Origin of the sequence: Bradyrhizobium sp. HKCCYLRH3097, from assembly GCF_051167875.1 — a bacterium.
Taxonomy (GTDB): domain Bacteria; phylum Pseudomonadota; class Alphaproteobacteria; order Rhizobiales; family Xanthobacteraceae; genus Bradyrhizobium.
Genome location: NZ_JBNPTX010000004.1, coordinates 93,591 through 117,185, shown reverse-complemented (window position 1 = coordinate 117,185; position 23,595 = coordinate 93,591). Strand labels below are relative to the sequence as shown.

General features: G+C 64.9%; 18 protein-coding genes. 7 read left to right on the top strand and 11 right to left on the bottom strand.

The window, feature by feature from the left end:
• Window positions 1–133: 133 nt before the first annotated feature.
• Window positions 134–1,273 (bottom strand): acyl-CoA dehydrogenase family protein, encoded by a 1,140-nt coding sequence (locus ACQR0U_RS12070; RefSeq protein WP_434843324.1) that lies wholly within the window; start codon window positions 1,271–1,273, stop codon window positions 134–136.
• A 269-nt stretch (window positions 1,274–1,542) separates the two neighbouring features.
• Here ACQR0U_RS12070 and ACQR0U_RS12065 point away from each other — a divergent pair, with 269 nt between their 5' ends.
• Window positions 1,543–2,775: an ABC transporter substrate-binding protein gene (locus ACQR0U_RS12065; RefSeq protein ID WP_315717056.1), complete on the top strand. Its 1,233-nt coding sequence runs from the start codon at window positions 1,543–1,545 to the stop codon at window positions 2,773–2,775.
• A gap of 1,155 nt (window positions 2,776–3,930) precedes the next feature.
• Here ACQR0U_RS12065 and ACQR0U_RS12060 read toward each other — a convergent pair.
• Window positions 3,931–4,704: a helix-turn-helix domain-containing protein gene (locus ACQR0U_RS12060; protein ID WP_315717055.1), complete on the bottom strand. Its 774-nt coding sequence runs from the start codon at window positions 4,702–4,704 to the stop codon at window positions 3,931–3,933.
• Window positions 4,705–4,904: 200 nt separating this feature from the next.
• Here ACQR0U_RS12060 and ACQR0U_RS12055 point away from each other — a divergent pair, with 200 nt between their 5' ends.
• From ACQR0U_RS12055 to ACQR0U_RS12040, 4 genes are all read left to right on the top strand, one after another.
• Complete coding sequence (locus ACQR0U_RS12055) at window positions 4,905–7,172, top strand: marine proteobacterial sortase target protein (RefSeq protein WP_434843325.1); 2,268 nt, start codon at window positions 4,905–4,907, stop codon at window positions 7,170–7,172.
• 100 nt (window positions 7,173–7,272) lie between these two features.
• On the top strand, window positions 7,273–7,842 hold the full coding sequence (locus ACQR0U_RS12050; protein WP_315751141.1) for a class GN sortase: 570 nt from the start codon (window positions 7,273–7,275) through the stop codon (window positions 7,840–7,842).
• 113 nt (window positions 7,843–7,955) lie between these two features.
• Window positions 7,956–8,672 (top strand): DUF1614 domain-containing protein, encoded by a 717-nt coding sequence (locus ACQR0U_RS12045; RefSeq protein WP_315717052.1) that lies wholly within the window; start codon window positions 7,956–7,958, stop codon window positions 8,670–8,672.
• Between the two features lie 56 nt (window positions 8,673–8,728).
• Entirely contained in the window at window positions 8,729–9,553 is an 825-nt protein-coding gene (locus ACQR0U_RS12040; protein WP_315717051.1) for an MlaD family protein, read from the top strand.
• A gap of 29 nt (window positions 9,554–9,582) precedes the next feature.
• On the opposite strand, the gene ACQR0U_RS12035 is transcribed toward ACQR0U_RS12040, so the two are convergent.
• The 7 genes from ACQR0U_RS12035 to urtA form a co-directional block, all read right to left on the bottom strand.
• Window positions 9,583–9,924, bottom strand: a complete 342-nt coding sequence (locus tag ACQR0U_RS12035) for an FmdB family zinc ribbon protein (RefSeq protein WP_316169877.1) — start codon at window positions 9,922–9,924, stop codon at window positions 9,583–9,585.
• Between the two features lie 98 nt (window positions 9,925–10,022).
• Complete coding sequence (gene fmdA, locus ACQR0U_RS12030; protein WP_315827910.1) at window positions 10,023–11,252, bottom strand: formamidase; 1,230 nt, start codon at window positions 11,250–11,252, stop codon at window positions 10,023–10,025.
• Between the two features lie 36 nt (window positions 11,253–11,288).
• Window positions 11,289–11,978 carry an urea ABC transporter ATP-binding subunit UrtE gene (urtE, locus tag ACQR0U_RS12025; protein ID WP_315751136.1) on the bottom strand — a complete coding sequence of 230 codons (690 nt, stop codon included), beginning with the start codon at window positions 11,976–11,978 and terminating at the stop codon, window positions 11,289–11,291.
• 203 nt (window positions 11,979–12,181) lie between these two features.
• Complete coding sequence (gene urtD / locus ACQR0U_RS12020; RefSeq protein WP_315751135.1) at window positions 12,182–12,937, bottom strand: urea ABC transporter ATP-binding protein UrtD; 756 nt, start codon at window positions 12,935–12,937, stop codon at window positions 12,182–12,184.
• A gap of 10 nt (window positions 12,938–12,947) precedes the next feature.
• Window positions 12,948–14,087: an urea ABC transporter permease subunit UrtC gene (urtC, locus tag ACQR0U_RS12015; RefSeq protein ID WP_315751134.1), complete on the bottom strand. Its 1,140-nt coding sequence runs from the start codon at window positions 14,085–14,087 to the stop codon at window positions 12,948–12,950.
• Window positions 14,088–14,126: 39 nt separating this feature from the next.
• Window positions 14,127–15,053 carry an urea ABC transporter permease subunit UrtB gene (gene urtB, locus ACQR0U_RS12010; protein ID WP_316165667.1) on the bottom strand — a complete coding sequence of 309 codons (927 nt, stop codon included), beginning with the start codon at window positions 15,051–15,053 and terminating at the stop codon, window positions 14,127–14,129.
• A gap of 164 nt (window positions 15,054–15,217) precedes the next feature.
• On the bottom strand, window positions 15,218–16,480 hold the full coding sequence (gene urtA / locus ACQR0U_RS12005; protein ID WP_316187897.1) for an urea ABC transporter substrate-binding protein: 1,263 nt from the start codon (window positions 16,478–16,480) through the stop codon (window positions 15,218–15,220).
• 186 nt (window positions 16,481–16,666) lie between these two features.
• Here urtA and ACQR0U_RS12000 point away from each other — a divergent pair, with 186 nt between their 5' ends.
• Together ACQR0U_RS12000 and ACQR0U_RS11995 are read left to right on the top strand one after the other, a co-directional pair.
• Window positions 16,667–20,041, top strand: coding sequence for a hybrid sensor histidine kinase/response regulator (locus tag ACQR0U_RS12000; protein WP_316173273.1), 3,375 nt, complete (start codon window positions 16,667–16,669; stop codon window positions 20,039–20,041).
• Window positions 20,031–20,948, top strand: a complete 918-nt coding sequence (locus ACQR0U_RS11995) for a response regulator transcription factor (RefSeq protein ID WP_316170080.1) — start codon at window positions 20,031–20,033, stop codon at window positions 20,946–20,948. The genes ACQR0U_RS12000 and ACQR0U_RS11995 overlap by 11 nt, the downstream gene beginning before the upstream one ends.
• 217 nt (window positions 20,949–21,165) lie before the next feature.
• Here the strand turns inward: ACQR0U_RS11995 and ACQR0U_RS11990 are convergent, their stop codons facing one another.
• Together ACQR0U_RS11990 and ACQR0U_RS11985 are read right to left on the bottom strand one after the other, a co-directional pair.
• Window positions 21,166–22,668, bottom strand: a complete 1,503-nt coding sequence (locus tag ACQR0U_RS11990; protein ID WP_316165670.1) for a flavin-containing monooxygenase — start codon at window positions 22,666–22,668, stop codon at window positions 21,166–21,168.
• Between the two features lie 110 nt (window positions 22,669–22,778).
• Entirely contained in the window at window positions 22,779–23,549 is a 771-nt protein-coding gene (locus tag ACQR0U_RS11985; RefSeq protein WP_434843357.1) for a S1 family peptidase, read from the bottom strand.
• Window positions 23,550–23,595 lie beyond the last annotated feature (46 nt).

The window sequence follows — 23,595 nt, the reverse complement described above, 5'->3', positions numbered from 1 at the left end:
TCGTCATTCCGGGGCAAGGCCGCAGGCCTTGAACCCGGAATCCAGAGATTGCTTTGCGTTCGTTCCAACAACCTCGAGATTCCGGGTTCAGCCCTGCGGGCTGCCCCGGAATGACGCGCGCGGGAGGCACGCGTCACAATCCCATCTGCCGGCTCGCCAGGTCCTTCATGATCTCCTCGGTGCCGCCGCCGATGGCGTTGACCTTGACCTCGCGATAGATCCGTTCCACGCGGACACCCCGCATGAAACCGGCGCCGCCGAAGATCTGCACGGCTTCGGAGGCGCAGTAGGCCATCGTCTGCGTCGCCTGGTTCTTCATCATGCAGATCTCGGCGACCGGATTGTCACCCTGTTCGAGCCGCCACGCCAGCATTTCCAGCATCGCCTGCGATGCCGCCACGCGCTGCGCCATGTCGACCAGCTTGTGGCGGATGACCTGGTGCTGCGCGAGCGGCTTGCCGAAGGTTTGGCGCTCCTTGGCGTAGGCAATCGCATCGTCGAGGCAGACACGGGCGTAGGCCGTGCAGCTCGCCGCCATGCCCATCCGCTCGCTGTTGAAATTGTGCATGATCAGCTTGAAGCCCTGCCCCTCCTCTCCGATCAGGTTCTCGACGGGCACGCGGCAGCCGTCGAAATGCAGGGTCGCGGTGTCCGACGCCCACCAGCCCATCTTGTCGAGCCTGGTGCGCGTCAGCCCCGGCGTGTCGCCCGGCACGAGCAGCAGACTGACGCCAGCCGGCCCCGGTCCGCCGGTGCGCACCGCGACCGTGATGTAGTCGGCCCGCATCCCGGAGGTGATGAATGTCTTCTCGCCGCTGACGACATAGTGATCGCCGTCGCGGACGGCCCTGGTCCTGAGATTGGCAACGTCTGAGCCACCGCTCGGCTCGGTGATCGCCAGCGCCGAGATCTTGCGCCCAGCCAGAATCTCCGGCAGCACGCGCGCCCTCACCTGCGGCTGCGCGGCGCGCGCGATCGGCGGCGCGCCGATCGTATGGCTCATCAGGCTGGCGCTGATGCCTCCGGCACCCGCACGCGCCAGTTCCTGCGACGACACGATCTTCATGAACTGGTCGGCCGGCACGCCGCCGAATTCCTCCGGGAAGCCGAGCCCAAGCAGGCCGATCTCCGCCGCCTTCAGATACAGCGCGCGCGGAAATTCTCCGGCCTCGTCCCACGCGCTCGCGAACGGCGCGATCTCCTTGTCGACGAAGCGCTTGATGACGTCGCGGAAGGCCTCGTGCTCGGCCGTGTAGAACGGGCTTTTCGTCATGGCGGTGCCGGGAGCATCCTGCTTCGTGCGCTTCCGAAGATGCGCCGGAAACGCCCGCATCAACTTGCGTGGAGTGGCTGACCGGCAAAATCACCTGCGGCGCGCCCGGTCGGCCCGGCCGGCCTCCCGGGGCCAGCGCCTGGACGCAAGACAGTGCATTGCACACATCTGCCCACTCGTTGCCGTGAGCGGCCTTCCATGGTCGCCATCGCCGCAAGCCAAGAACAAGAACGACAATCACGAAAATTCAACCAGAGGAAGCCCAGGGAATGTTGCCGATGACGACCAGGACACTGCTCTCATTCGCGGCCGCGGCCGCCTTTTCCGTACTGGCGAGCCAGAGCGCGCTTGCGCAAAAGAAATACGACACTGGCGCCACCGACACCGAGATCAGGATCGGCAACGTCGAGGCCTATAGCGGCCCGGCCTCGGCCTACGGCATCATCGGCAAGACCGAGGAGGCCTATTTCAAGATGATCAACGATCAGGGCGGCATCAACGGCCGCCGGATCAACTTCATTTCCTATGACGACGGCTACAGCCCGCCGAAGACGGTCGAGCAGGTGCGCAAGCTGATCGAGAGCGACGAGGTGTTCCTGGTGTTCAACGCGCTGGGCACGCCGACCCAGACCGCCGTGCAGAAATATCACAACGCCAAGAAGGTGCCGCAGCTGTTCCTGGCCACCGGCGCCAGCAAATGGAACGACCCGAAGGAATTCCCCTGGACCATGGGCTTCCAGCCGAGCTACCGCGTCGAGGCGCGGATCTTCGCCAAGTACATCCTCAAGGAGAAGCCGAACGCGAAGATCGCGATCTTCTATGCCAATGACGATTTCGGCAAGGACTACGTCCTCGGCATCAAGGAGGTGCTCGGCGACAAGGCCAAGACCATGATCGTCGCCGAGGAGAGCTACGAGACCACCGAGCCGTCGATCGACTCCCACATCGTCAAGCTCAAGGGCACCGGCGCCGACGTGTTCGTCAACATCTCGACGCCGAAATTCGCGGCGCAGGCGATCAAGAAGATCGCCGAATTGGAATGGAAGCCGATGCATCTGATGACCGACGTCTCGATCTCGATCGGCGCGGTGATGAAGCCGGCCGGCCTCGAGGCGTCCGAGGGCGTGCTGTCCGCCGGCTATCTCAAGGATCCGTCGGACCCCCAGTGGAAGGACGACGAGGGCATGAAGAAGTTCATGGCCTTCATCGACAAGTACATGCCGGGCGCCAACATCTCCGACGCCAACCTCGCCTATGGCTATGCCGCGGCCCAGACCATGGTGCAGACCCTGAAACAGTGCGGCGACACTCTCACCCGCGACAACGTCATGAAGCAGGCCGCCAGCCTCAAGGACTTCGCGCCGGATACCCTGATCCCGGGCATCAAGGTCAACACCGGCCCCAACGACTTCGCCCCGATCGAGCAGCTCAAGATGATGCAGTTCAAGGGCGGCAAATGGGACCTGTTCGGCGACATCATCAGCGCGGACGTCGGGGGATAGCAGCGTCGCTGCGGCGCCTCACTCGGAATCGTCCAACGACGCGCCGCATCGCTTGAGCCCCCCTCTCTCTACGCCGACGATCGGCTCCCCTCCCCCTTGCGGGGAGGGGTTGGGGGTGGGGGTCTCCGCACTCCAAAGGCCGTGAAGGGCACAGCGCATTTCGGCGCCGCAACCACCCCCCAGAACAATTCCTTCTCATCACCCCAATACTTCGAGCGGTCTTCGTGGACCCCCACCCCCGACCCCTCCCCGCAAGGGGGAGGGGAGCAGACTGCCCGTGACGCAACATTCTGCCATCCAAAAACTTATTGCTATTTTTCCGAATCCATGATCATCTCTCGACATCCCGCCTCACCGCAGAGGGGCGTTGCGCGCGATCGTCACGACACGCGAGGCGGGGATGCGGTGGCCGCGAGAGATCGCAGCGTCTTCTCACGAGGGCGCGGACGAACGATCGCTCGCGGACGTGAAGTCGCAGCGTCCTGACACCCCGAAGCTGGTGTCCAGCGCAATGCGCGCAAGCGCATTGTCGCCATGGTGGCCAACAAGCCGGCGCACCAGGGAGACTGCGTATAAGCGTTCAACCCATCGCGCAGGGAATGCCGGCGTGCTCGGCTTTGCCTGTGGTACCTGCCGCCTGCATTCTTTTCGCAGGCGGGCCATGGGTGAGGCCTTCACCCGGCATTCCCTGCGCCCTCTGCACTTTCAGGAGGGACGAACCGGTCGCATAGCTCGGGCGTCACCCGCCGCGAGACTGTATCTTTGTGCCCCTCTTTCACAATTTCCGAGCGTTGCTGAGACCCGAATTGCTCGCAACGTTCGCGCTGTTTGAGATGTGAATCCGATCTCCCCTCCCGTCGTCCCGGACAAGCCGTGACGTGCGCCAGCACGCCGCGGCGCCGATCCGGGACCTATACGCCGCAGCAGACATGAGGGGCGAGATGCTCATGACTATCCTGCCTCAACCCACGCCCTATGGTTATGGATCACGGCGTTCGCCGGGATGACGGGGGTGCGTTGAGGCGATGCCGCCCCCCCCCCAACATGCTCCGTCATTGCGAGTGAAGCGAAGCAATCCAGGCTGAGTGCGAGACTCTGGATTGCTTCGTCGCTTCGCTCCTCGCAATGACGGTGGTGAGTTTTGCGCCCAACACGTCACGGCACGCCCTGCACGAACAGCGCGAACGGCTCCTCGACCGTCTTGCGCAGGTGCTCGCGATACAGCGGGTAGTGCCGGTCATCCGCGCCGAGCCGGCCGAAGCTCGGCTCATCGACATTGCGCAGCGGCAGCAGCGCGATCGGCGCGGCGATCGGTGTCAGCAGCGAGCCGCGGCCGGCGAGCAAGGTCGTGATGATGCCGTACATCTCGCCGGTAATGGTGGGACGCGACACCGTGATCAGCCGGTGCTGGCCGTGGCGGTTGGTGACGAGGTAGACGAAGCCGGACTGGTTGGGCACGGCGACCTCGCCGAACTGCGTGAACGCCGCATCGAGCCGCGCGCCCTCGCGAAACACCAGCGACGACGCCGCATCGTCCCAGACGATGTCGGTGCGGTACGCATAGACGGCGTCCTTGTCGCCGAATGACGGCCGCAAGGTGACGTAGGTGCCCTCGATCCACTCCACAGCCCGCCGCGAATAGGAGCCGAGGCTGTCGGGCGCAATGCCGCCGCTTGCGGCAGGTGCGGCGAGAGGTGCACTCGGCGGCTTGCGCAGGGACATGCCGAGCGCCTGCTCGAGCCGGACGATGGTAGCGAGCGTGAACGGGCGGCGGCCGCCGAGGGCCTTCTCCAGGGTCGAGAGGCTCAGCTTGGCCTGCTCCGCCAGCGCCTGCCGCGACATCCGGCGCCGCGCAATCTCCTCGCGGATGGTCTCCGCGACCTGCCGGCTCTGTTCGTCGGAAAGCTCGCTGTTGTCCGGTATCGACATCCTGTCCCCTGCCGCGTGGTGCGCACCTCTTCTAGCAGACGGACAAATCAGCACAAACCCGGACAGATCAGCCGCGCTCTCGACCACCACCGGACATGCGCGGGCGGGCGGCGGCCGAACAAGACCGACCATTCCGCTCGCGGCGCTGGCGGGCTGCGCTCAGTGTCGGCATGCCGAAATTGTTCGTTGCGGAGCCAATGATGAGCGAGACGATGGACCACGATATCAGAAGCAGCACCCATCCGGTCCGGTCGTGGATCGTGACCATGCTGCTATTCCTGCTGCTGCAGGCCGCCGCCGTGCTGCTGGTCGGCTTCACGGCGCTGTTTCTCAGCGTCACCCCTGGCTGGTCCGCCGAAGGGCCGCTGGCGCCGCTGACCAGGCCGGGCGATGCCCGCTCCGGGGCGCTGCTGTTCAAGAGCGACGCCGGTTACGCCGAGGCGCCGCGGCTCGGCATCGACGTCGATATCGTCGTGTCGGGGCCGACGGCGCGGGCGCGCGTGACGCAACTGTTCAAGAACACGAGTTCGCAATGGATGGAGGCGGTCTATGTCTATCCGCTGCCGCCGGACAGCGCGGTGGACACGCTGAAGATGATCGTCGGCGACCGCGTCGTGGTCGGCGACATCAAGCCGCGCGAACAGGCCAAGGTGATCTACGAGCAGGCCAAGCGCGACGGCAAGACCGCGGCGCTGACCGAGCAGGAGCGGCCGAACATCTTCACCAACTCGCTCGCCAATATCGGCCCCGGCGAAACCGTGCTGGTGCAGATCGAATATCAGCAGCCGGTGGCGCAGGCGGCCGGCGAATTCTCGCTGCGGGTGCCGCTGGTCGTCGCGCCGCGCTACAATCCGGCGCCGATCGTGCAGAGCGTCGATTTGCGCCCTGATAGCAACGGCTGGGGCGCCGCTGCGAACGATCCGGTACCGGACCGCAAACGCATCTCCCCGGAGGTGCTCGATCCGGCCAAGAATGATCCGGTCAATCCAACCAGGATCGCGGTGCGGCTGCAGGCCGGCTTTGCGCTCGGCGAGGTCAAGAGCCACCATCACCAGGTGACGATCGACAGCCCCGATGCGAAGACGCGAGTCGTCACCCTGGCCGAGGGCGTGGTGCCGGCCGACCGCGACTTCGAGCTGACCTGGAAGCCGGCCGCTGCGACGATGCCGTCGGTCGGGCTGTTTCACGAGCAGGTTGGCGACGCCGACTATCTGCTCGCCTTCGTCACGCCGCCGGCGGTGGCTGCAACGGCGCAGCGCCCGCAGCCGCGCGACGTCATCTTCGTGATCGACAATTCCGGCTCGATGGGCGGCACCTCGATCCGCCAGGCCAAGGCCAGCCTGCTCTATGCGCTGGGACGGCTGCAGCCGAACGATCGCTTCAACGTGATCCGCTTCGACGACACCATGACGGTGCTCTTCCCCGCCTCGGTGCCGGCCGATGCCGAGCATGTCGGCAGCGCCACCAGCTTCGTGAGTTCGCTGGACGCGCGCGGCGGCACCGAGATGGTGCCGGCGATGCGCGCGGCGCTGACCGATGATGGCAGCGACGGCGACCGCGTGCGACAGGTGGTATTCCTCACCGATGGCGCCATCGGCAACGAGCAGCAGCTATTCGAGACCATTACCGCAATGCGCGGCCGCTCGCGCATCTTCATGGTCGGCATCGGCTCGGCGCCGAACACCTATCTGATGACCCGCGCCTCAGAGCTTGGCCGCGGCGCCTTCACCCATATCGGCTCGGTCGAGCAGGTCGAGGGGCGCATGCGCGATCTCTTCGCCAAGCTCGAGAACCCGATCGTGACCGGGCTCAGCGCGAGCTTCTCGGAGGCCTCCGCCGATCTCACGCCAGCCGTGCTGCCGGACGTCTATCGCAACGAGCCGCTCGTGCTCGCCGCCAAGATCGACCGTCTCGCCGGATCGCTGCAGCTCAAGGGCCGCATCGGCGACCAGCCATGGACCATCACGTTGCCGCTGTCCGGCGCCGCCGAGGGCAAGGGCCTCTCAAAGCTGTGGGCGCGGCGCAAGATCGGCGACGCCGAGGTGGCCAGGACCATGCGGCAGATGACGCCGGAGGAAGCCGACGGCGCCATTCTCAAGCTGGCGCTGGAGCATCAGTTGGTGACGCGCCTGACCAGCCTCGTCGCCGTCGACAAGACGCCGCGCCGTCCCGACGGCGAGCCGCTGAGGCTCGCCGAGTTGCCGATCAACCTGCCGGCCGGCTGGGACTTCGAGAAGGTGTTCGGCGAGCACGGCCGGGTGCCGGCAATGCAGAACGAGCGCCGCGCTGAGGCCGACGGCGACGTCCAGCTCGCCGCGGTGAAGCGACCGGTGGTGCCAGCGTCGCCCGCGACGATCACCCTGCCGAAGACGGCGACCGATGCCGAGCTGAGCATGCTGCTCGGGTTGGGCGTGCTGATGCTCGAACTGATCTGGCTCGTCGCGATCAGGCGACGAGTTGCCAACTAAGGAGCACGTCATTGCGAGCGAAGCGAAGCAATCCAGGGCTCAGGACCCGACTCTGGATTGCTTCGTCGCTTCGCTCCTCGCAATGACGGGAGGAGAGAGAATGCCCCGCTTCGTCACCCCGCTCGCCGTCGCGCTCGTCGGTCTCATCCTGTTCGGCCACGGCGCCTTCATCCACGCCAAGGCCGTTCTCGCGCAAGTGCTGCTCGACCGCGCGTTCAGCCAGACCGTTGCGACCGGCCATGCCGCCAAGCCCTGGTCCTGGGCCGACACGGTCCCGGTGGCGCGCATCGAGGTGAAGCGCCTCGGCGTCTCCACCATCGCGCTGGCCGGCTCCAGCGGCCAGGCGCTCGCCTTCGGTGCCGGCCATGTCGAAGGCAGCGCCGAGCCGGGCGAGCCGGGCGTCGCGGTGTACTCCGCGCACCGCGACACGCATTTCCGCTTCCTGCGCGACATCAAAATCGGCGACGAGATCGACATCGTCAGGCGTGACGGCAAGACGTTCCGCTATCGCGCCGACGCCGCCCGTGTGGTGCGCTTCGATGCCTCGGGGATCGATCCAGGGACCGAGAGCGCCGAACTGGTGCTGTCGACCTGCTGGCCATTCGACGCCCTGACACCGGGGCCCGAGCGTTATGTGCTGCACGCCACAATGATCGCTGCGGGCAAATGAACACGAGCATGGCCGCTCTCGGGAACCAGGCGACGAATGCCCATTTGTCACCCTGCCGCTCCCGTGGGATGATCCCACGGGCTCAGCAAGGCTCACACCCAAGCGCTTCCGACATGCATTCCCAGGTCCAATATCTGCCAATCACGCCGGTCTTCTTCGCCATCCTGGTGCTGGCGTTCGGCGTCCTGATCGTCCTGATCCAGCTCGGCATCCTGCGCTACGCCTACATGAAGCTCGGCGTCAGCTCGGGCACGGCGATGCTGCTGCTGTTCGGCTCGCTGGTCGGCAGCTATTTCAACATTCCGATCACCATGCTGCCTGGGCAGGTCGCGCGCTCCGGCGAGATCATCGACTTTTTCGGCATGCAATATGTCGTGCCGCTGGTGCATCAATGGCCCGGCACCCTGCTCGCTGTGAATGTCGGCGGCGCCGTGATCCCGACGATCATGTCGACCTATCTCATGCTGCGCTACCAGCTCTGGCTGCGCGCCGCGATCGCGGTGCTGGTGATCGCCGTGATCATCCACGCGATGGCGACGCCGGTGCAGGGCGTCGGCATCGCCGTGCCGGTGTTCGCGCCGGTTGTCGTGACCGCGATCCTGGCGTTCCTGCTGTCGCGCGAATATGCCGCGCCTCTGGCCTATATCGGCGGCTCGATGGGCACGCTGGTCGGCGCCGACCTGATGAACCTCGACAAGATCGGCAGCCTCGGCGCGCCCGTGGCCTCGATCGGCGGTGCCGGGACGTTCGATGGCATTTTTCTCACCGGTATCCTGGCGGTGCTGCTGGCCGGCCTCGCCGCGCCCTCCCGGCCGGGCCTTGCGCGCTGAGCTTTCAACCGGGAGACATAGCGGCTAAAATCGAGCGAGACAGCAGTGGGCACGGAATGCGCGCGATCAATCTCATCGTGGGAACCCTGACGATCGCGGCCGTCGCGGCCGGGATCAGCGGCGTCCTGATCAAGCAGAAGCATCGCCTTGCCGAGCAGCGCAGCATGATGCGCGTCGTGTTCGACGGCGGCTCGGCGGCGGGCCTGCGCAAGGGCGGGCCGGTGAATTTCGACGGCGTGCAGGCCGGGCAGATCCTGTCGATCAATCTGGAAAGCCCGCGCAAGATCGTTGCCATGATCACGCTCGACAAGTCCGCGCCGATCCGCAAGGACACCACCGCCGGCATCGAGTTCCAGGGCCTGACCGGCATCGCCGCGATCTCGCTGGTCGGCGGCGCGCCGACGGCGCCGCCGGTGCCGCTCGATCGCGACGGCGTGCCGGTGCTGACGGCCGATCTCAAGGACCAGGAGACGATGGTCGAGACGGTGCACAACATCGACAAATACGTCGTCAGCAATGCGCCGGCCATCAAGGAGGCGCTACAGAGCTTCGAGAGCGAGACCGCCTCGCTGCAGGCCAAGACCGCGGCGTTCGATTCCGCGATCGACAAGGCCGAGGACATCTTCAAGGGCTTCGACACGCTCGTGACCAAGATCGACGGCGCCATTCCCGGATTTGCCGACGGCAATCCCGGCCAGCTGTTCGACCAGATCAAGTCGATGCGCGAGCTGGTCGACGGCTTCAAGCGCAAATCTGCCAAGGTGATCGACGACAGCCGCAAGACGCTGGTCGACATCAGCGACGGCGCCAACGCGATGACCGTCAAGTTCGGCGGCCAGCCGGCGGGTCCGGGTCCGCGCCGCGTGCCGGCGTCACGCTGAGGGGCGGACGCGCCGCCCCTCGCGTTCGTTCAGTGGCTGATCATCCAGGGCCGCGCCGTCGGAAAGCCCTTGGCGCCGCTCCTGGTCTTGGTCATCAGCCGCGGCGATTTCTTAGGCCCGCAGCAGCCGCAGCCTGCACCGTGTTTGGCCTTGTACTCGGCCACCGTCTGCGGCGCGTGACGGCTGCGCTCGTTGGTGGCATGCGCCGTGCGCCGCTCCGCCGGCATGCAGGCGAAGGCGGGCGCGGTGAGGATCACGCGCGGCGCCATGTCCTGGCATTGCGGACAGACCTGCGGATCATCACATTCCGCCATCGGACGCATGTCCGTGAACGGACCGCATGCATCACAGAGATATTCATAGACCGGCATCGTCTCGTCTCCTGCGCAACAATCGTCATCAACTCACGCGCGGCGGATGCGGGGCGACGAATACGCTGCCGTCCCGCACCCATCGCGCAGGGAGACCGTTATTTGTCCGGCGAGATCGGCATCTGGATGTCGCCCTTGATGTGCTTGATCGGACCCGCCGACGACGGCATCACGTCGAAGTCGAAGATCTCGGTCGGCAGCCACAAGGTGGCGCAGGCGTTGGGCACGTCGACCACGCCGGAGATGTGGCCCTGCACCGGCGCGGTGCCGAGGATCGAATAGGCCTGGGCGCCGGAGTAGCCGAACTTCTTCAGGTACTCGATGGCGTTGAGACACGCCTGGCGATAGGCGATGTGGACGTCCAGATAGTGCTGCTTGCCGGTCTCATCGACCGAGATGCCCTCGAAGATCAGGTAGTCGCGATAATTGGGCGTGATCGGCGACGGCTTGAAGATCGGGTTCTTGATGCCGTACTTCGCCACACCATCCTTGATGACGTCGACCTTGATGTGCAGCCAGCCCGCCATCTCGATGGCGCCGCAGAAGGTGATCTCACCGTCGCCCTGGCTGAAGTGCAGGTCGCCCATCGAGAGGCCGCCGCCGGGCACGTAGACCGGGAAGTAGATCTTCGAGCCGCGCGACAGGTCCTTGATGTCGCAATTGCCGCCATGCTCGCGCGGCGGCACGGTGCGGGCGCCCTCGGCGCCGATCTTGGCCTTGACGTCGCCCTTGGCCTGGCCGGCATGCGCGGTCGGCGCGAACGGCGGGTTGGCGAGACCGGGCACACGGGTCGGGTTGGTGGCGATCAGCGCATTCTCACGCTCGTTCCAGGTCGCGAGCAGCTTCGGATCGGGCAGACAGCCGATCAGGCCGGGATGGATGAGGCCAGCGAAGTTCACGCCGGGCACGTGGCGCGACGAGGTGTAGAGGCCCTTGATGTCCCAGATCGACTTCTGCGCCAGCGGGAAATGGTCGGTCAGGAAGCCGCCGCCGTTTTGCTTGGAGAAGAAGCCGTTGAAGCCCCACAGGCTCTCCTTCAGCGGACCGACATCGAGCAGGTCGACGACCAGGAGGTCGCCCGGCTCGGCGCCCTTGACACCGATCGGGCCGGACAGGAAGTGCACGATCGACAAATCGATGTCGCGCACGTCGTCGGCGGAGTCGTTGTTCTTGATGAAGCCGCCGGTCCAGTCATAGGTCTCGATGATGAAGTCGTCACCCGGATTGACCCACTCCACCATCGGAATGTCCGGGTGCCAGCGGTTGTGGACCTTGTCGTTCTCGTAGGCCGATTTGGTCAGATCGACCTTGATCAGTGTGTCAGGCATCAGAAGCTCCCCTTGTTACTTGCTTGCACGGAGTGGTTAGACGGACAGATATTTCGAGACCTGCGCAGCATCGACCTGGTCGCGCGGATCGTCGCGGACGATCTCGCCGTTCTCGATCACCAGCACGCGGTCGGCGATGTCGAGCGCAAAGCTCAGCACCTGCTCGGAGACGACGATCGACAACCCCTTCTCGTCGCGGATGCGCTTCAGGGTGCGCGCCATCTCCTTGATGATCGACGGCTGGATGCCCTCGGTCGGCTCGTCGAGCAGCAGCACCTTCGGCTTGGTGGCGAGCGCGCGCGCGATCGCGAGCTGCTGCTGCTGGCCGCCGGAGAGATTGCCGCCACGGCGTCCCTTCATCTCGAGCAGCACCGGGAACAGCTCGTAGATGTCGCCGGGCACCTCGGACCCGCCGGACACGACGAGCCCGGTCTCGATGTTCTCCTTCACCGTCATGGTCGAGAAGATCATGCGGCCCTGCGGCACGTAAGCGAGGCCCTTGGCGACACGCTCATAGCTCTTCAGGCTTGCGAGCTCGGCGCCGTCCATCGCGATCGAACCGCTCTTGGCCGGCAGGATGCCCATCAGCGACTTCATCAGCGTGGTCTTGCCCATGCCGTTGCGCCCCATGATCGCAACGATCTCGTTGGGCGCGACCTTGACGTTCAGGCCATGCAGCACCTCGCTCTGGCCATAGGCGACATGGAGATCGGAGATTGCGAGCATCGGATATCTTCCTATGCAAGAGGGAGTGAGACGGCCGATCGAGCGGCATTGGCACTAAGCTCCCTCCCCCCTTGTGGGGGAGGGTTGGGGAGGGGGGGGCTCCGGGCGAGACTGCCCGTGTGGACCCCCACCCCCGACCCCTCCCCGCAAGGGGGAGGGGGGCGCAGCGAGGGTGTGGATCGAGCGATTTCCCGAGCATCGGCTCAGTGCCCCAGATAGACTTCGACGACCTTGGGGTCGTTCTTGACCCGCTCCATCGTGCCCTCGGACAGGATCTGGCCCTGGTGCAGCACGGTGACCTTGTGAGCAATGTCCTCGACGAACTTCATGTCGTGCTCGATGACGAGCACCGAGCGGTCCTTGATGATGCGATTCAGCAGCTCGGCGGTCTTGGCGCGCTCGCTGACGCTCATGCCGGCGACGGGCTCGTCGAGCATCAGAAGGTCCGGGTTCTGGATCAGCAGCATGCCGATCTCGAGCCACTGCTTCTGACCGTGGCTGAGCACGGCCGCCGAGGTCTTGAGACGATCCTTGAGGAAGATCATCTCGGCGACCTCCTCGACGCGATCCTTGACCGCGGCGTCACGCTGGAAAGTCAGCGAGCCGAAAACGGTGCGACCGCGCGGAAACGAGATCTCGAGATTCTCGAACACGGTGAGATCCTCGAACACCGACGGCGTCTGGAACTTGCGGCCGACGCCGGCCTTGACGATCTCGTTCTCGCGCAGCTTCGTCAGCTCCTTGCCGCGGAACTGGATCGAGCCCGAGGTCGCCTTGGTCTTTCCGCAGATCAGGTCGAGCACAGTGGTCTTGCCTGCGCCGTTCGGGCCGATGATCACGCGGATCTCGTTCTCCTCGACATAGAAGGAGAGATCGTTGACCGCCTTGAAGCCGTCGAACGACACGGTGAGCGCTTCGACCGCGAGCAGGAATTCCTTGGGCTGATGACCGATGAGCATCGCTGTGTCCTCACTCTGCGGGGGCGCCGTTGGCGACGAGGCCGCCATTGCCGGATTTCTTGGTGCGGGAGGCCAGTAGCTTGTCGATGCGCGGCTGCACGTAGTCGCCCCAGATGCCGGCGAGGCCGTTTGGGAAAGCGAGGACGACGGCGATGAACAGCGCTCCCAGGCCAAACAGCCAGAGCTGCGGGAACGTCTCCGAGAGGCTGGTCTTGGCAAAGTTGACGAGGAGCGAGCCGTAGACCGCGCCGAAGATCGAGAGCCGGCCGCCGACCGCGGTGTAGATCACCATCTCGATCGACGGCACGATGCCGACGAAGGACGGCGACATGAAGCCGACTTCCAAGGTGAACAGCGCGCCGCCGACTGCGGCGAACACGGCGGCCGCGCAGAAAGCAAAGATCTTGAAATTGGCGACGCTGTAGCCGGAGAAGCGGACCCGGTCCTCCTGCTCACGCATCGCCACCAGGATGCGGCCGAGCTTGGTCAGCCGGATGAACTGGGCGACGAGGATCGCTGCGAACAGGAAGAACACCTCGACGAAGTAGAGGATGTACTTGGCGTGGTCGGTGCGGATGTCCCAGCCGTGCAGCGTGCGCAGGTCGGTGATGCCGTTGATGCCGCCGGTGTAGCCCTGCTGTCCCACGATCAGGATCGTCATGATCGCCGCGATCGCCTGGGTGATGATTGCGAAGTACACGCCGCCGACCCGCCGCTTGAACATCGCAGCGCCGATGATGAAGGCGAAGATCGCCGGCACCAGGATGATCGCGGCGAGCGCGAACGGGAAGCTCTGGAACGGCTTCCAGAAGAACGGCAGCTGCGTCAGCTGATTCCAATCCATGAAGTCCGGAATGCCCGGCGTCGACTGGATCTTGGTGTTGGCGACGCTGGAGGCTTCCAGCTTGAGGAACATCGCCATGCAGTAGCCGCCAAGGCCGAAGAACACGCCCTGCCCGAGGCTGAGAATGCCGCCATAGCCCCAGCACAGCACCAGGCCGATCGCGACGAAGGAATACGTCAGATACTTCGCGACGAGGTTGAGGCGGAAGATGTCGAGTGCCAGCGGCAGGATGACGACGAGCAGCAGCAGCAGCGAAGCGAAGCCGATGAGCTCGGAGCGGTTGAAGAAGCGCGTGTTGATGATCATGACCGTGCCTTCTGATTCCCTATTCCCTGCGCGTTTCGGCTATTTGCGGACCTTCAGGGCAAACAGCCCCTGGGGGCGCAGCATCAGGATCGCGACGATCGCCAACAGCGTGAGCACCTTGGCCATCGAGCCGGACATGAAGAACTCCATGGTCGACTGCGCCTGGGAGATGGTGAAGGCCGATGCGATGGTACCGAGCAGGCTGGCGGCGCCGCCGAACACGACGACCAGGAACGTATCGACGATGTAGAGCTGTCCGGCGGTCGGACCGGTCGAGCCGATCATGGTGAAGGCGGAGCCGGCGACCCCGGCGATGCCGCAGCCGAGGCCGAAGGTGTAGCGGTCGACTTTCTCGGTGTTGATGCCGACGGCGCCCGCCATGACGCGGTTCTGCACCACAGCGCGCACCTGCTTGCCCCAGCGCGACAGGAACAGCACGTAGGCCACGACGATCGTGATCAGGATGGTCAAGCACATCACGAACATGCCGTTGATTGGGATCTGGATGGCGTCGGTCGCCTGCCAAGAGCCCATCATCCAATCCGGCAACTCGACGCCGACCTCGCGCGCGCCGAACACGGAACGATAGGCCTGCTGCAGGATCAGGCTGAGACCCCAGGTGGCGAGCAGCGTGTCGAGTGGCCGCCTGTAGAGACGGCGGATCATCGCCCACTCGACCAGCATGCCGAGGGATCCGGAGGCGATGAAGGCGAAGATCATCGCGACGAAGAAGTAGCCAGGAAACAACGAGGGCAGGAAATGCTGGAAGGCGTTCGACGTCATCCAGGTGACGTAGGCGCCGAGGATCATGAACTCGCCATGCGCCATGTTGATGACGCCCATCTGGCCGAAGATGATGGCAAGCCCCAGCGCCATCAGCACATAGACCGAAAACAGGATGAGGCCCGCGAAGCCCTGCATCGCGAAGATGGCCCCGAGGTCGCCGATGGAATAGTCACCGAACATGATCCGTCCTCTCGTGATGCCCTGCTGCAAAATGGATCGGCGCCGGCACAGTGTGTCCGCAGCCAAGATCGCTCCCTCCCCCACAAGGGGGGAGGGAGCGCACTTCCCGCGCAGCAGCATCAGCGATCTCATTCGCCTGTTGCTATGAGACGCGACAGATCAGCTCACTGGTAGCCCTTCGGAAACGGATCGGGCTCGACCAAGTCGGCGGTCTCGTAGATCAGCTCATACTGACCATCCGCCTTGGCGCGGCCGACGCGGGTCTTGGACCAGAGATGGTGGTTCTCGTGGATCCGAACGTAGCCTTCCGGCGCGCCCTTGAACTCGATGCCAGGCGAGGCGGCGGCGACCTTGTCGATGTCGAAGCTGCCGGCCTTTTCCACCGTCAGCTTCCACAGCCACGGACCGAGGTAAGCGGCTTGCGTCACGTCGCCGATGACGGTCTTCTCGCCCCACATCTTCTTGAATTCGGCGACGAAGGTCTTGTTGTTCGGATTGTCGAGCGACTGGAAGTACTTCATGCAGGCGTAGGCGCCCGCGATGTTCTCGCCGCCGATGCCGTCGATTTCGTCCTCGGTCACGGAGATGGTGAGCAGCGTCTGCTTCGACATGTCGATGCCGGCCGCCTTGAGCTGCTTGTAGAACGCGACGTTGGAGCCGCCGACGATGATCGCGTAGATCACGTCCGGCTTGGTCAGCTTGATCTTGTTGATGACCGAATTGAACTGGGTGTGGCCGAGCGGGAAGTATTCCTCGCCGACGACCTTGCAGCCCTGCAGATGGCCCTCGATGTGCTTGCGCGCGATCTTGTTCGAGGTGCGCGGCCAGATGTAGTCGGAGCCGAGCAGATAGAAGGTCTTCGCGCCCTTGGTCTTGTTGACCCAGTCGAGGCCGGCGATGATCTGCTGGGTGGCTTCCTGGCCGGTGTAGATGACGTTCTTGGACTGCTCGAGGCCTTCGTAGAAGGTCGGGTAGTATAGCATGCCGTTGTACTGCTCGAACACCGGCAGCACCGCCTTGCGGGAGGCGGAGGTCCAGCAGCCCATCACGGCGGCGCATTTGTCGTTGACCAGCAGCTTCTTCGCCTTTTCGGCGAAGGTCGGCCAGTCGGACGCGCCGTCTTCCTGGATGTACTTGATCTTGCGGCCGAGCACACCGCCCGCGGCATTGATCTGCTCGATCGCGAGCTTCTCGGCCTGCACTGACCCGGTCTCGGAGATCGCCATGGTGCCTGTGACCGAATGCAGAATACCGACGGTGACTTCGCTATCCGTGACTGCAAGGCCGGTAGTGTTGACAGCGGAGGTTGCGGGGCCGGCGCCGAAGGACGGCCGCGGCATCATGGCCAGCGCCGGGATCGCGGCCATTCCCATCAGCAATTGGCGCCGAAGCGGCGACTTCAGGCCCTTTTTCGTTTCGTCTGACATGAGCACCCCATTTATTTGGTTCGAGGACACGCGTTGGGTCAGACGAAGGATGGCGCGCTTTGTGCAACGCACGGATACGCAAGATTGCGTATACTGCACCGCAAAAGCGCGACGTAGGCTCTGCGTAAGTCTTGCGAGGGGCAGGACGAGCGTGCGGACAAGCGCTCGCGGGTGAGGAGTTCGAGAGTGGCAGGGCGGCAGCGGATCGACCGCGTCAGGCGCCAATACAACCAGTGGGTCGCCAACCAGACGTTGGAGGACTATGCGCTCCGTTTCACGGCCAAGAGCGCACGGCGCTGGTCGGCCGCCCGCGTCGCCAACACCGCGCTGGGCGCGATCTCGTTCCTCGCACTCGAGGCCATCGGCGGCACCATTACGCTGAACTATGGCGTCACCAACGCGACCGCCGCGATCCTGGTCGCCAGCGTCATCATCTTCTGTTGCGGCCTGCCGATCGCCTATCATGCGGCCAAATGCGGCATCGACATCGACCTGCTGACCCGCGGCGCCGGCTTCGGCTATATCGGCTCGACCGTCACCTCGCTGATCTACGCGTCGTTCACCTTCATCTTCTTCGCCATCGAGGCGGTCATCCTGGCTTCGGCGCTGGAGATGTGCTTCGGCATTCCCCGGCCGATCGGCTATCTCATCAGCGCCGTCGTCATCATCCCGCTCGTCACCTACGGCATCACCCTGATCAGTCGCTTCCAGCTATGGACGCAACCGCTATGGGTCGTGCTGCACATCCTGCCCTTTGCCGCAATCGCCTATGCCAGCCCGCACTCCTTTGTCGAATGGCAGCAGTTTCCCGGCGAGCACGGCGATCCCATGGGCCATCTCGATCTGGCGCTGTTCGGGACCGCGGCGGCGGTCGTGTTCTCGCTGGTCGCCCAGATCGGCGAGCAGGTCGACTTCCTGCGCTTCCTGCCGCGCGACAGCCGCACATCGAAGCGCTCGTGGTGGATCGCGCTGCTGTCGGCTGGCCCCGGCTGGATCGTGCTCGGAGCACTGAAGCTGCTGGCAGGCTCGTTCCTCGCCTTTTTCGCGCTGAGCCACGGAGTCTCCGCCGACCACGCAGCCGAACCCGCGCACATGTATCTGGAGGCGTTCCGCTATGTCTTGGCCCGGCCGGACCTGGCGCTTGCGTTGACCGGCACCTTCGTGATCGTCTCTCAGATCAAGATCAACGTCACCAACGCCTATGCCGGCTCGATCGCCTGGTCGAACTTCTTCTCGCGTCTGACGCACAGCCATCCGGGGCGCGTCGTGTGGCTGGTGTTCAACGTCGTCGTCGCGCTGCTGCTGATGGAGATCGGCGTCTACAAGGCGCTGGAGCAGACGCTGGCGCTGTACTCCAACATCGCGATCTCCTGGGTCGGCGCACTAGTGGCCGACCTCGTGATCAACAAGCCGCTGGGCCTGCGCCCGCCGCAGATGGAGTTCAAGCGAGCCCATCTCTACGACATCAACCCGGTCGGTGTCGGCGCGATGACGATCGCGACGATCGTCTCGATCAGCGCCTTCTATGGCCTGTTCGGGCCGACCGGAAAGGCGCTGTCGACCTTCGTCGCGCTCGGCGTCGCGCTCGTCACCGCGCCTGCGATCGCCTATCTGACCGACGGCAAATACTATCTGGCACGCAAGCCAAAGCGGAGCTGGCAGAACATCGAGCGGATCCAATGCTGCATCTGTGAGCATCAGTTCGAGCCGGAGGACACCGCCTCTTGCCCGGCCTATGCGGGTCCGATCTGCTCGCTGTGCTGCTCGCTCGACGCCCGCTGCCACGACCTGTGCAAGCCGCACGCGCGGGCACAGGCGCAGGTCGCAGCGGCGCTCAGCGGCATGCTGCCAGAGCCGTTGCTGGCCAAGATCAACTCGCAGCTCGGTCATTATGTCGGTGTATTTCTGACATCGGCCGGGCTCGTCGCACTGACGCTCGGCATGATCTATCTGGAGACCTCGGCGGCGCTCCCGGGCTTCAAGGGCATCATCTCCGACGTGCTGTGGAAGGTGTTCTTCGCCCTGTCCATCATCATCGGCGTGGTGACCTGGCTGTTCGTGCTGGCGCAGCAGAGCCGTCGCGCCGCCGAGGCCGAGACACGCCGGCAGACGCAGCTGTTGATTCAGGAGATCGAGGCGCACAAGCGCACTGACGCAGAGCTGCAACGCGCCAAGGAGGTGGCGGAGTCGGCCAATCTCGCCAAGAGCCGCTATGTCGTCGGCCTCAGCCATGAGCTGCGCTCGCCGCTGAACGCGATCTCCGGCTATGCGCAACTGCTCGAGCAGGACACGAGCCTTGCGCCGAAGCCGCGGGACCAGGTCCGCGTCGTCCGCCGCAGCGCCGATCATCTGTCCGGCCTGATCGACGGCATTCTCGATATTTCCAAGATCGAGGCCGGGCGGCTGTATCTGTCGCGCGACGAGGTCCGTCTCAGCGAATTCCTGGATCAGCTCGTGGGCATGTTCCGATTGCAAGCTGCGGCGAAGGGCGTCGACTTCGTGTTCAAGCGGCCTGCCGTGCTGCCGCTGGTCGTCTATGCCGACGAGAAGCGGCTGCGCCAGATCCTGATCAACCTGCTGTCGAATGCCATCAAATTCACTGGGGAAGGCAGCGTCCAGTTCGTCGTGCATTATCGGAGCCCGGTGGCCGAATTCGAGGTGATCGACACCGGTCCGGGCATCCAGCCTGACGATCTGGAGCGCATCTTCGCGCCCTTCGAGCGCGGCGCGCTCGGGGTTGCGCAGCCGCAGACAGGTACGGGGCTCGGCCTGACGATCAGCCGTCTGCTCGCCGGCGTCATGGGCGGCGACATCAAGGTCGTGAGCAAAGTCGGCGCGGGCAGCACGTTCAAGGTCAAGATCCTGCTGTCGGAGGTCACCAACCCGACACGGCATCCACCGGTGAAGGCGCCGGTGGCCGGCTATCTCGGGCCGCGCAGGACGATTCTGATCACCGACGATGATCCTGTGCATCGCGACCTCCTGCGCGAGGTGCTGACGCCGCTCGGCTTCATCCTGCTGAGCGCGCCCGACGGTCCCGCCTGCCTCGCGCTTGCACAACATTGCCAGCCGGATCTGTTCGTTCTGGACATCTCGATGCCCGGCATGGACGGCTGGACAGTGGCCGAGACCTTGCGCAACAGCGGTCATCATCAGGCCCGGATCCTGATGACATCTGCGAGCGCGCTCGAAGCGCACGGCCGGCCGTTGGCGCAACCATTTCACGACAGCTACCTGATGAAGCCGATCGACATCCCAAGGCTGCTGGAGGCGATACGTCAATTGCTGAAGCTCGAATGGAGCTACCAGACCGATATCCCCGTGGTTTCGCCACGCTGGCGGCCGGACACCGGATCCAGGCCCCCGCTCAACTATGTCGAGGAGTTGATGAGCCTCGGCCAGATCGGCTACATCAGGGCCATTCAGCTCAAGCTCGACGAGATCCGCAATGCGCATCCGGAGCATGCCGACTTCGTCGCACATATGCGCACGCTCGTTGACCGCTTCGATCTCGATCAGTACATGGCAACTCTGAAGACCTTGCATGCCTATGAGCACTGACAGCAGGAAGCGTGACGTCGCGCTGGTGGTCGACGACTCGCCAGAAACGCTTCGGCTGCTCACCGACGCGCTGGATAGCGCCGGCATGACCGTGATGGTGGCGCTCGACGGCGCGGCCGCGATGCGCATCGTCGACCAGATCACGCCGGACATCATCCTGCTCGACGCGGTCATGCCGGGCATGGACGGCTTCGAAACGTGCCGCAAGCTGAAGCGCGAGGCCGGCCTCTCCAACGTCCCCGTGATCTTCATGACCGGGCTCGCCGATACCGAGCATATCGTGAAAGGACTGGAGGCCGGCGGCGTCGATTACGTCACCAAGCCCATCGCGGTCTCGGAAATGCTGGCGCGCATCCGCGTGCATCTCGCGAACGCCCGGATGACGCAGAGCGCGCGCGCCGCACTCGATGTCTCCGGCCGCTTCCTGCTTGCCGTCAACCGTGAGGGACGGCTGATGTGGGCAACGCCGCAGGCGCAGAAGCTGCTGTCGGACAGTCTTGGCACCGCCGACGACGTCGTGCTGCCGGAGGCGCTGCGGCTGTGGCTGGATCAGGCGCAGAACGGCAAGGGCGGTGCGAAGGCCGCCGCTTCGATCCCGGATCATCCCGAACTGCGCCTCTACTATATGGGCGGAGCCGGGCCCAACGAGTTCCTGCTGCGGCTCGCCAAGGAGTCCTCCGGTGAGCTGCCCAAGGAGTTCTCCAGCGAGTTCGGTCTCACCACGCGCGAGGGCGAGGTGCTGTCATGGCTCTCCAAGGGCAAGACCAACCGCGACATCGCGCAGATTCTGGGACTGAGTCCGCGCACCGTCGACAAGCACCTTGAGCAGATCTACGCCAAGCTCGGCGTCGAGAACCGCACCGCCGCCGCGGCGGTCGCGACGGGGGTGACGCGGCGGGAGGGATGAGGCGGGCCGACCAGCGTGCCCCAACCATCACTGCCGTCCCGCGCAAGCCCTGCGGCGCGAAGCGCCGGCGGGCGCCGACCCGGGACCGATACCGCGTGATGCTGCTTGAGGCGGGACGAAAGTTGACGTTGTGCCCAACACACCTGCCGGTGGCTATGGATCCCCGCTTTCGCGGGGACGACGCCGTCTTTGGAGCGGCACACCGGCCGTCAAAAGCTCACCCATACACGAACGCCGGATCATCCAGATCGATTGCCGGGATCTGGTCCTTCTCGCTCCAATAGTCCTGGCTGTGCTGCCACTCCGGCTTATCGCCGCGCTTGGGCAGCAGGTGCATGTTGCGCATCATGTAGCCGGGGTTGAAGTTCTCCGGGTCGATCCATGGCAGCAGCGGCATGTTGTGATCCTCCGGGCGCAGCGCCGGCACGACCTTGCTCACGCCTTTTTCCTTCATGTGCGCGAGCAGGCGGCACACGAAATCCGCGACGAGGTCCGTGCGCAACGTCCAACTGGCGCGGAAATAGCCGAACACCCAGGCTAGGTTCGGCACGCCGGTGAACATCATGCCGCGATAGGTCACGGTGTCGGCGAAGTCGAGCGGCTTACCGTCGATCGAGAATGCGATATCGCCGAGCACGCAAAGATCGAAGCCGGTCGCGGTGACGATGATGTCGGCCTTGAGCTCGTCGCCGGACTTCAGCTTGATGCCGTCTTGCGTGAACCGCTCGATCTCGTCGGTCACGACCGAAGCCTTTCCGCTCTTGATGCCTTCGAACAGGTCTGCGTCCGGTACGAAGGCGATGCGCTGCCGCCACGGACGGTAGCTCGGCGTGAAGTGCTTGGCGGTGTAGTCGGGTCCGAGGATGGCGCTGATCTGGCCGATCAGCTCCTTCTTCACCTGGTCGGGCTCGGTCAGGCAGCGCTTGGTGAACCAATCCTGTTCGAACAGGATCTTGCGCCTGACGATCTCATGGATCCATTCCTCCTTCACCTGCAGTCTCCGCAGCTCCTCGGCCAGCTCGATCGCATTGCGGCCGATGCGGAAGTAGGTCGGCGAGCGCTGCAGCATGGTCACGTGTGCGCATTGGCCCGCGATCGATGGCAGGATGGTCGCGGCGGTCGCACCGGAGCCGATGACCACGACCTGCTTGCCCGTGAGATCGAGATCCTCGGGCCACACCTGCGGATGCACGATGCGGCCCTTGAACTCCGCCATGTCCGGCCACTCCGGCGTGTAGCCCTTGGAGTGGCGGTAGTAGCCCTGGCACATCCAGAGGAAATTCGTTGTAAAGGTGGCGGGCTGCTGATCCCTGCCCTTCACCGCCTGCACCGTCCAGAGACCGGTCGCGCTCGACCAGCTCGCCGACACGATGCGGTGGCCGTAGCGAATGTGCCGGCCGAGACCGTTCTCCTCGATCACGTCGCCCATGTATTTGAGGATCTCTTCCGCGGTCGCGATCGGCGGGCCGACCCATGGCTTGAAGCTGTATCCGAACGTATGCAGGTCGCTGTCGGAGCGGATGCCGGGATAGCGGTGCGTCCGCCAGGTGCCGCCGAAGCTGTCCTGGCTCTCCAGGATCACGAAACGCTTGTCGGGCATCTGCCTGCTCAGCTGATAGGCGCTGCCGATGCCGGAGATGCCGGCGCCGACGATCAGCACGTCGAAATGTTCGGTCGCGTGCGAGGACGCGGCCTCCCGGATGGGCGCGATGACGTTCATGTGAGTCCCTGGGCTTTGGTCTTGATGGTGTTTCCTCGCGTGACAGGCTGAACCCGATCACGACGATGGTCAACCCGCGACGGCGAGCCGCAACCCAGCCCTGAACGATCTCAATTTCCGCTGAGCGGTATGCCCCATTGCCGCGCGGTCTGTGCGACCCAATCGCGATATAGCGTCAGCGGCGTGACGCCGGTCATGCCGCCGCAGCCGGCGCCGAGATTCGGTCCGGTCGACCATGAGATGACGCCGATCAGCACCTGACCCTGCGGCTGCGTCTCGAACGCAGGGCCGCCGGAGTCGCCGGTGCATCCGCCCAGTCCGGACCGCGCGCCTTGCGTCGCCGGATCGACCAGCCGGATTTGCAGCGTGCCTGGCTTGCCCGTCGCAACCAACGCCGCCCCACGCACCACGCCGCCGCTCTTGCCGTCGCCGGGAATCGCGACGCCGATCCCTGCGACCGTGAACGCGTTGCCGGCGGCAAGCGGCGGCTGCGGCACGCCGAGCGCCACCGGCACGCGCGCGTCCGCGGGCGCCTCCAATTCCAGCAGCGCGACATCGGCGGTGGCACGATGCGCCAGGATGGCCTGCACGCTGAAGCTCGGATGCACCGCCACCCTCCGGACCGTCTTGAGAACCGGCTTGCGGTCACGATCGTATTCCACGATGCGGTAATCGAGCCCCGGCTGCACGCAATGTCCGGCGGTCAGCACCAGCTTCGGAGCAATCAGCGCGCCGCTGCAAAAATTGCCGCGCGAGCCGACGATCGTGACCACGGAGCGGCCGATGCCGTCATTCAGCGCCGGCGCGTTGCCGACGATGGCAAGGATTGGCGATGGCGCGAGCAGGACGGCGGCTGCAATGATTGCATGAGACGGCTTCATCGCGGCAGCAATAGCGGCTGCCGCCGAGGTCGCCAAGTGCGGCGTC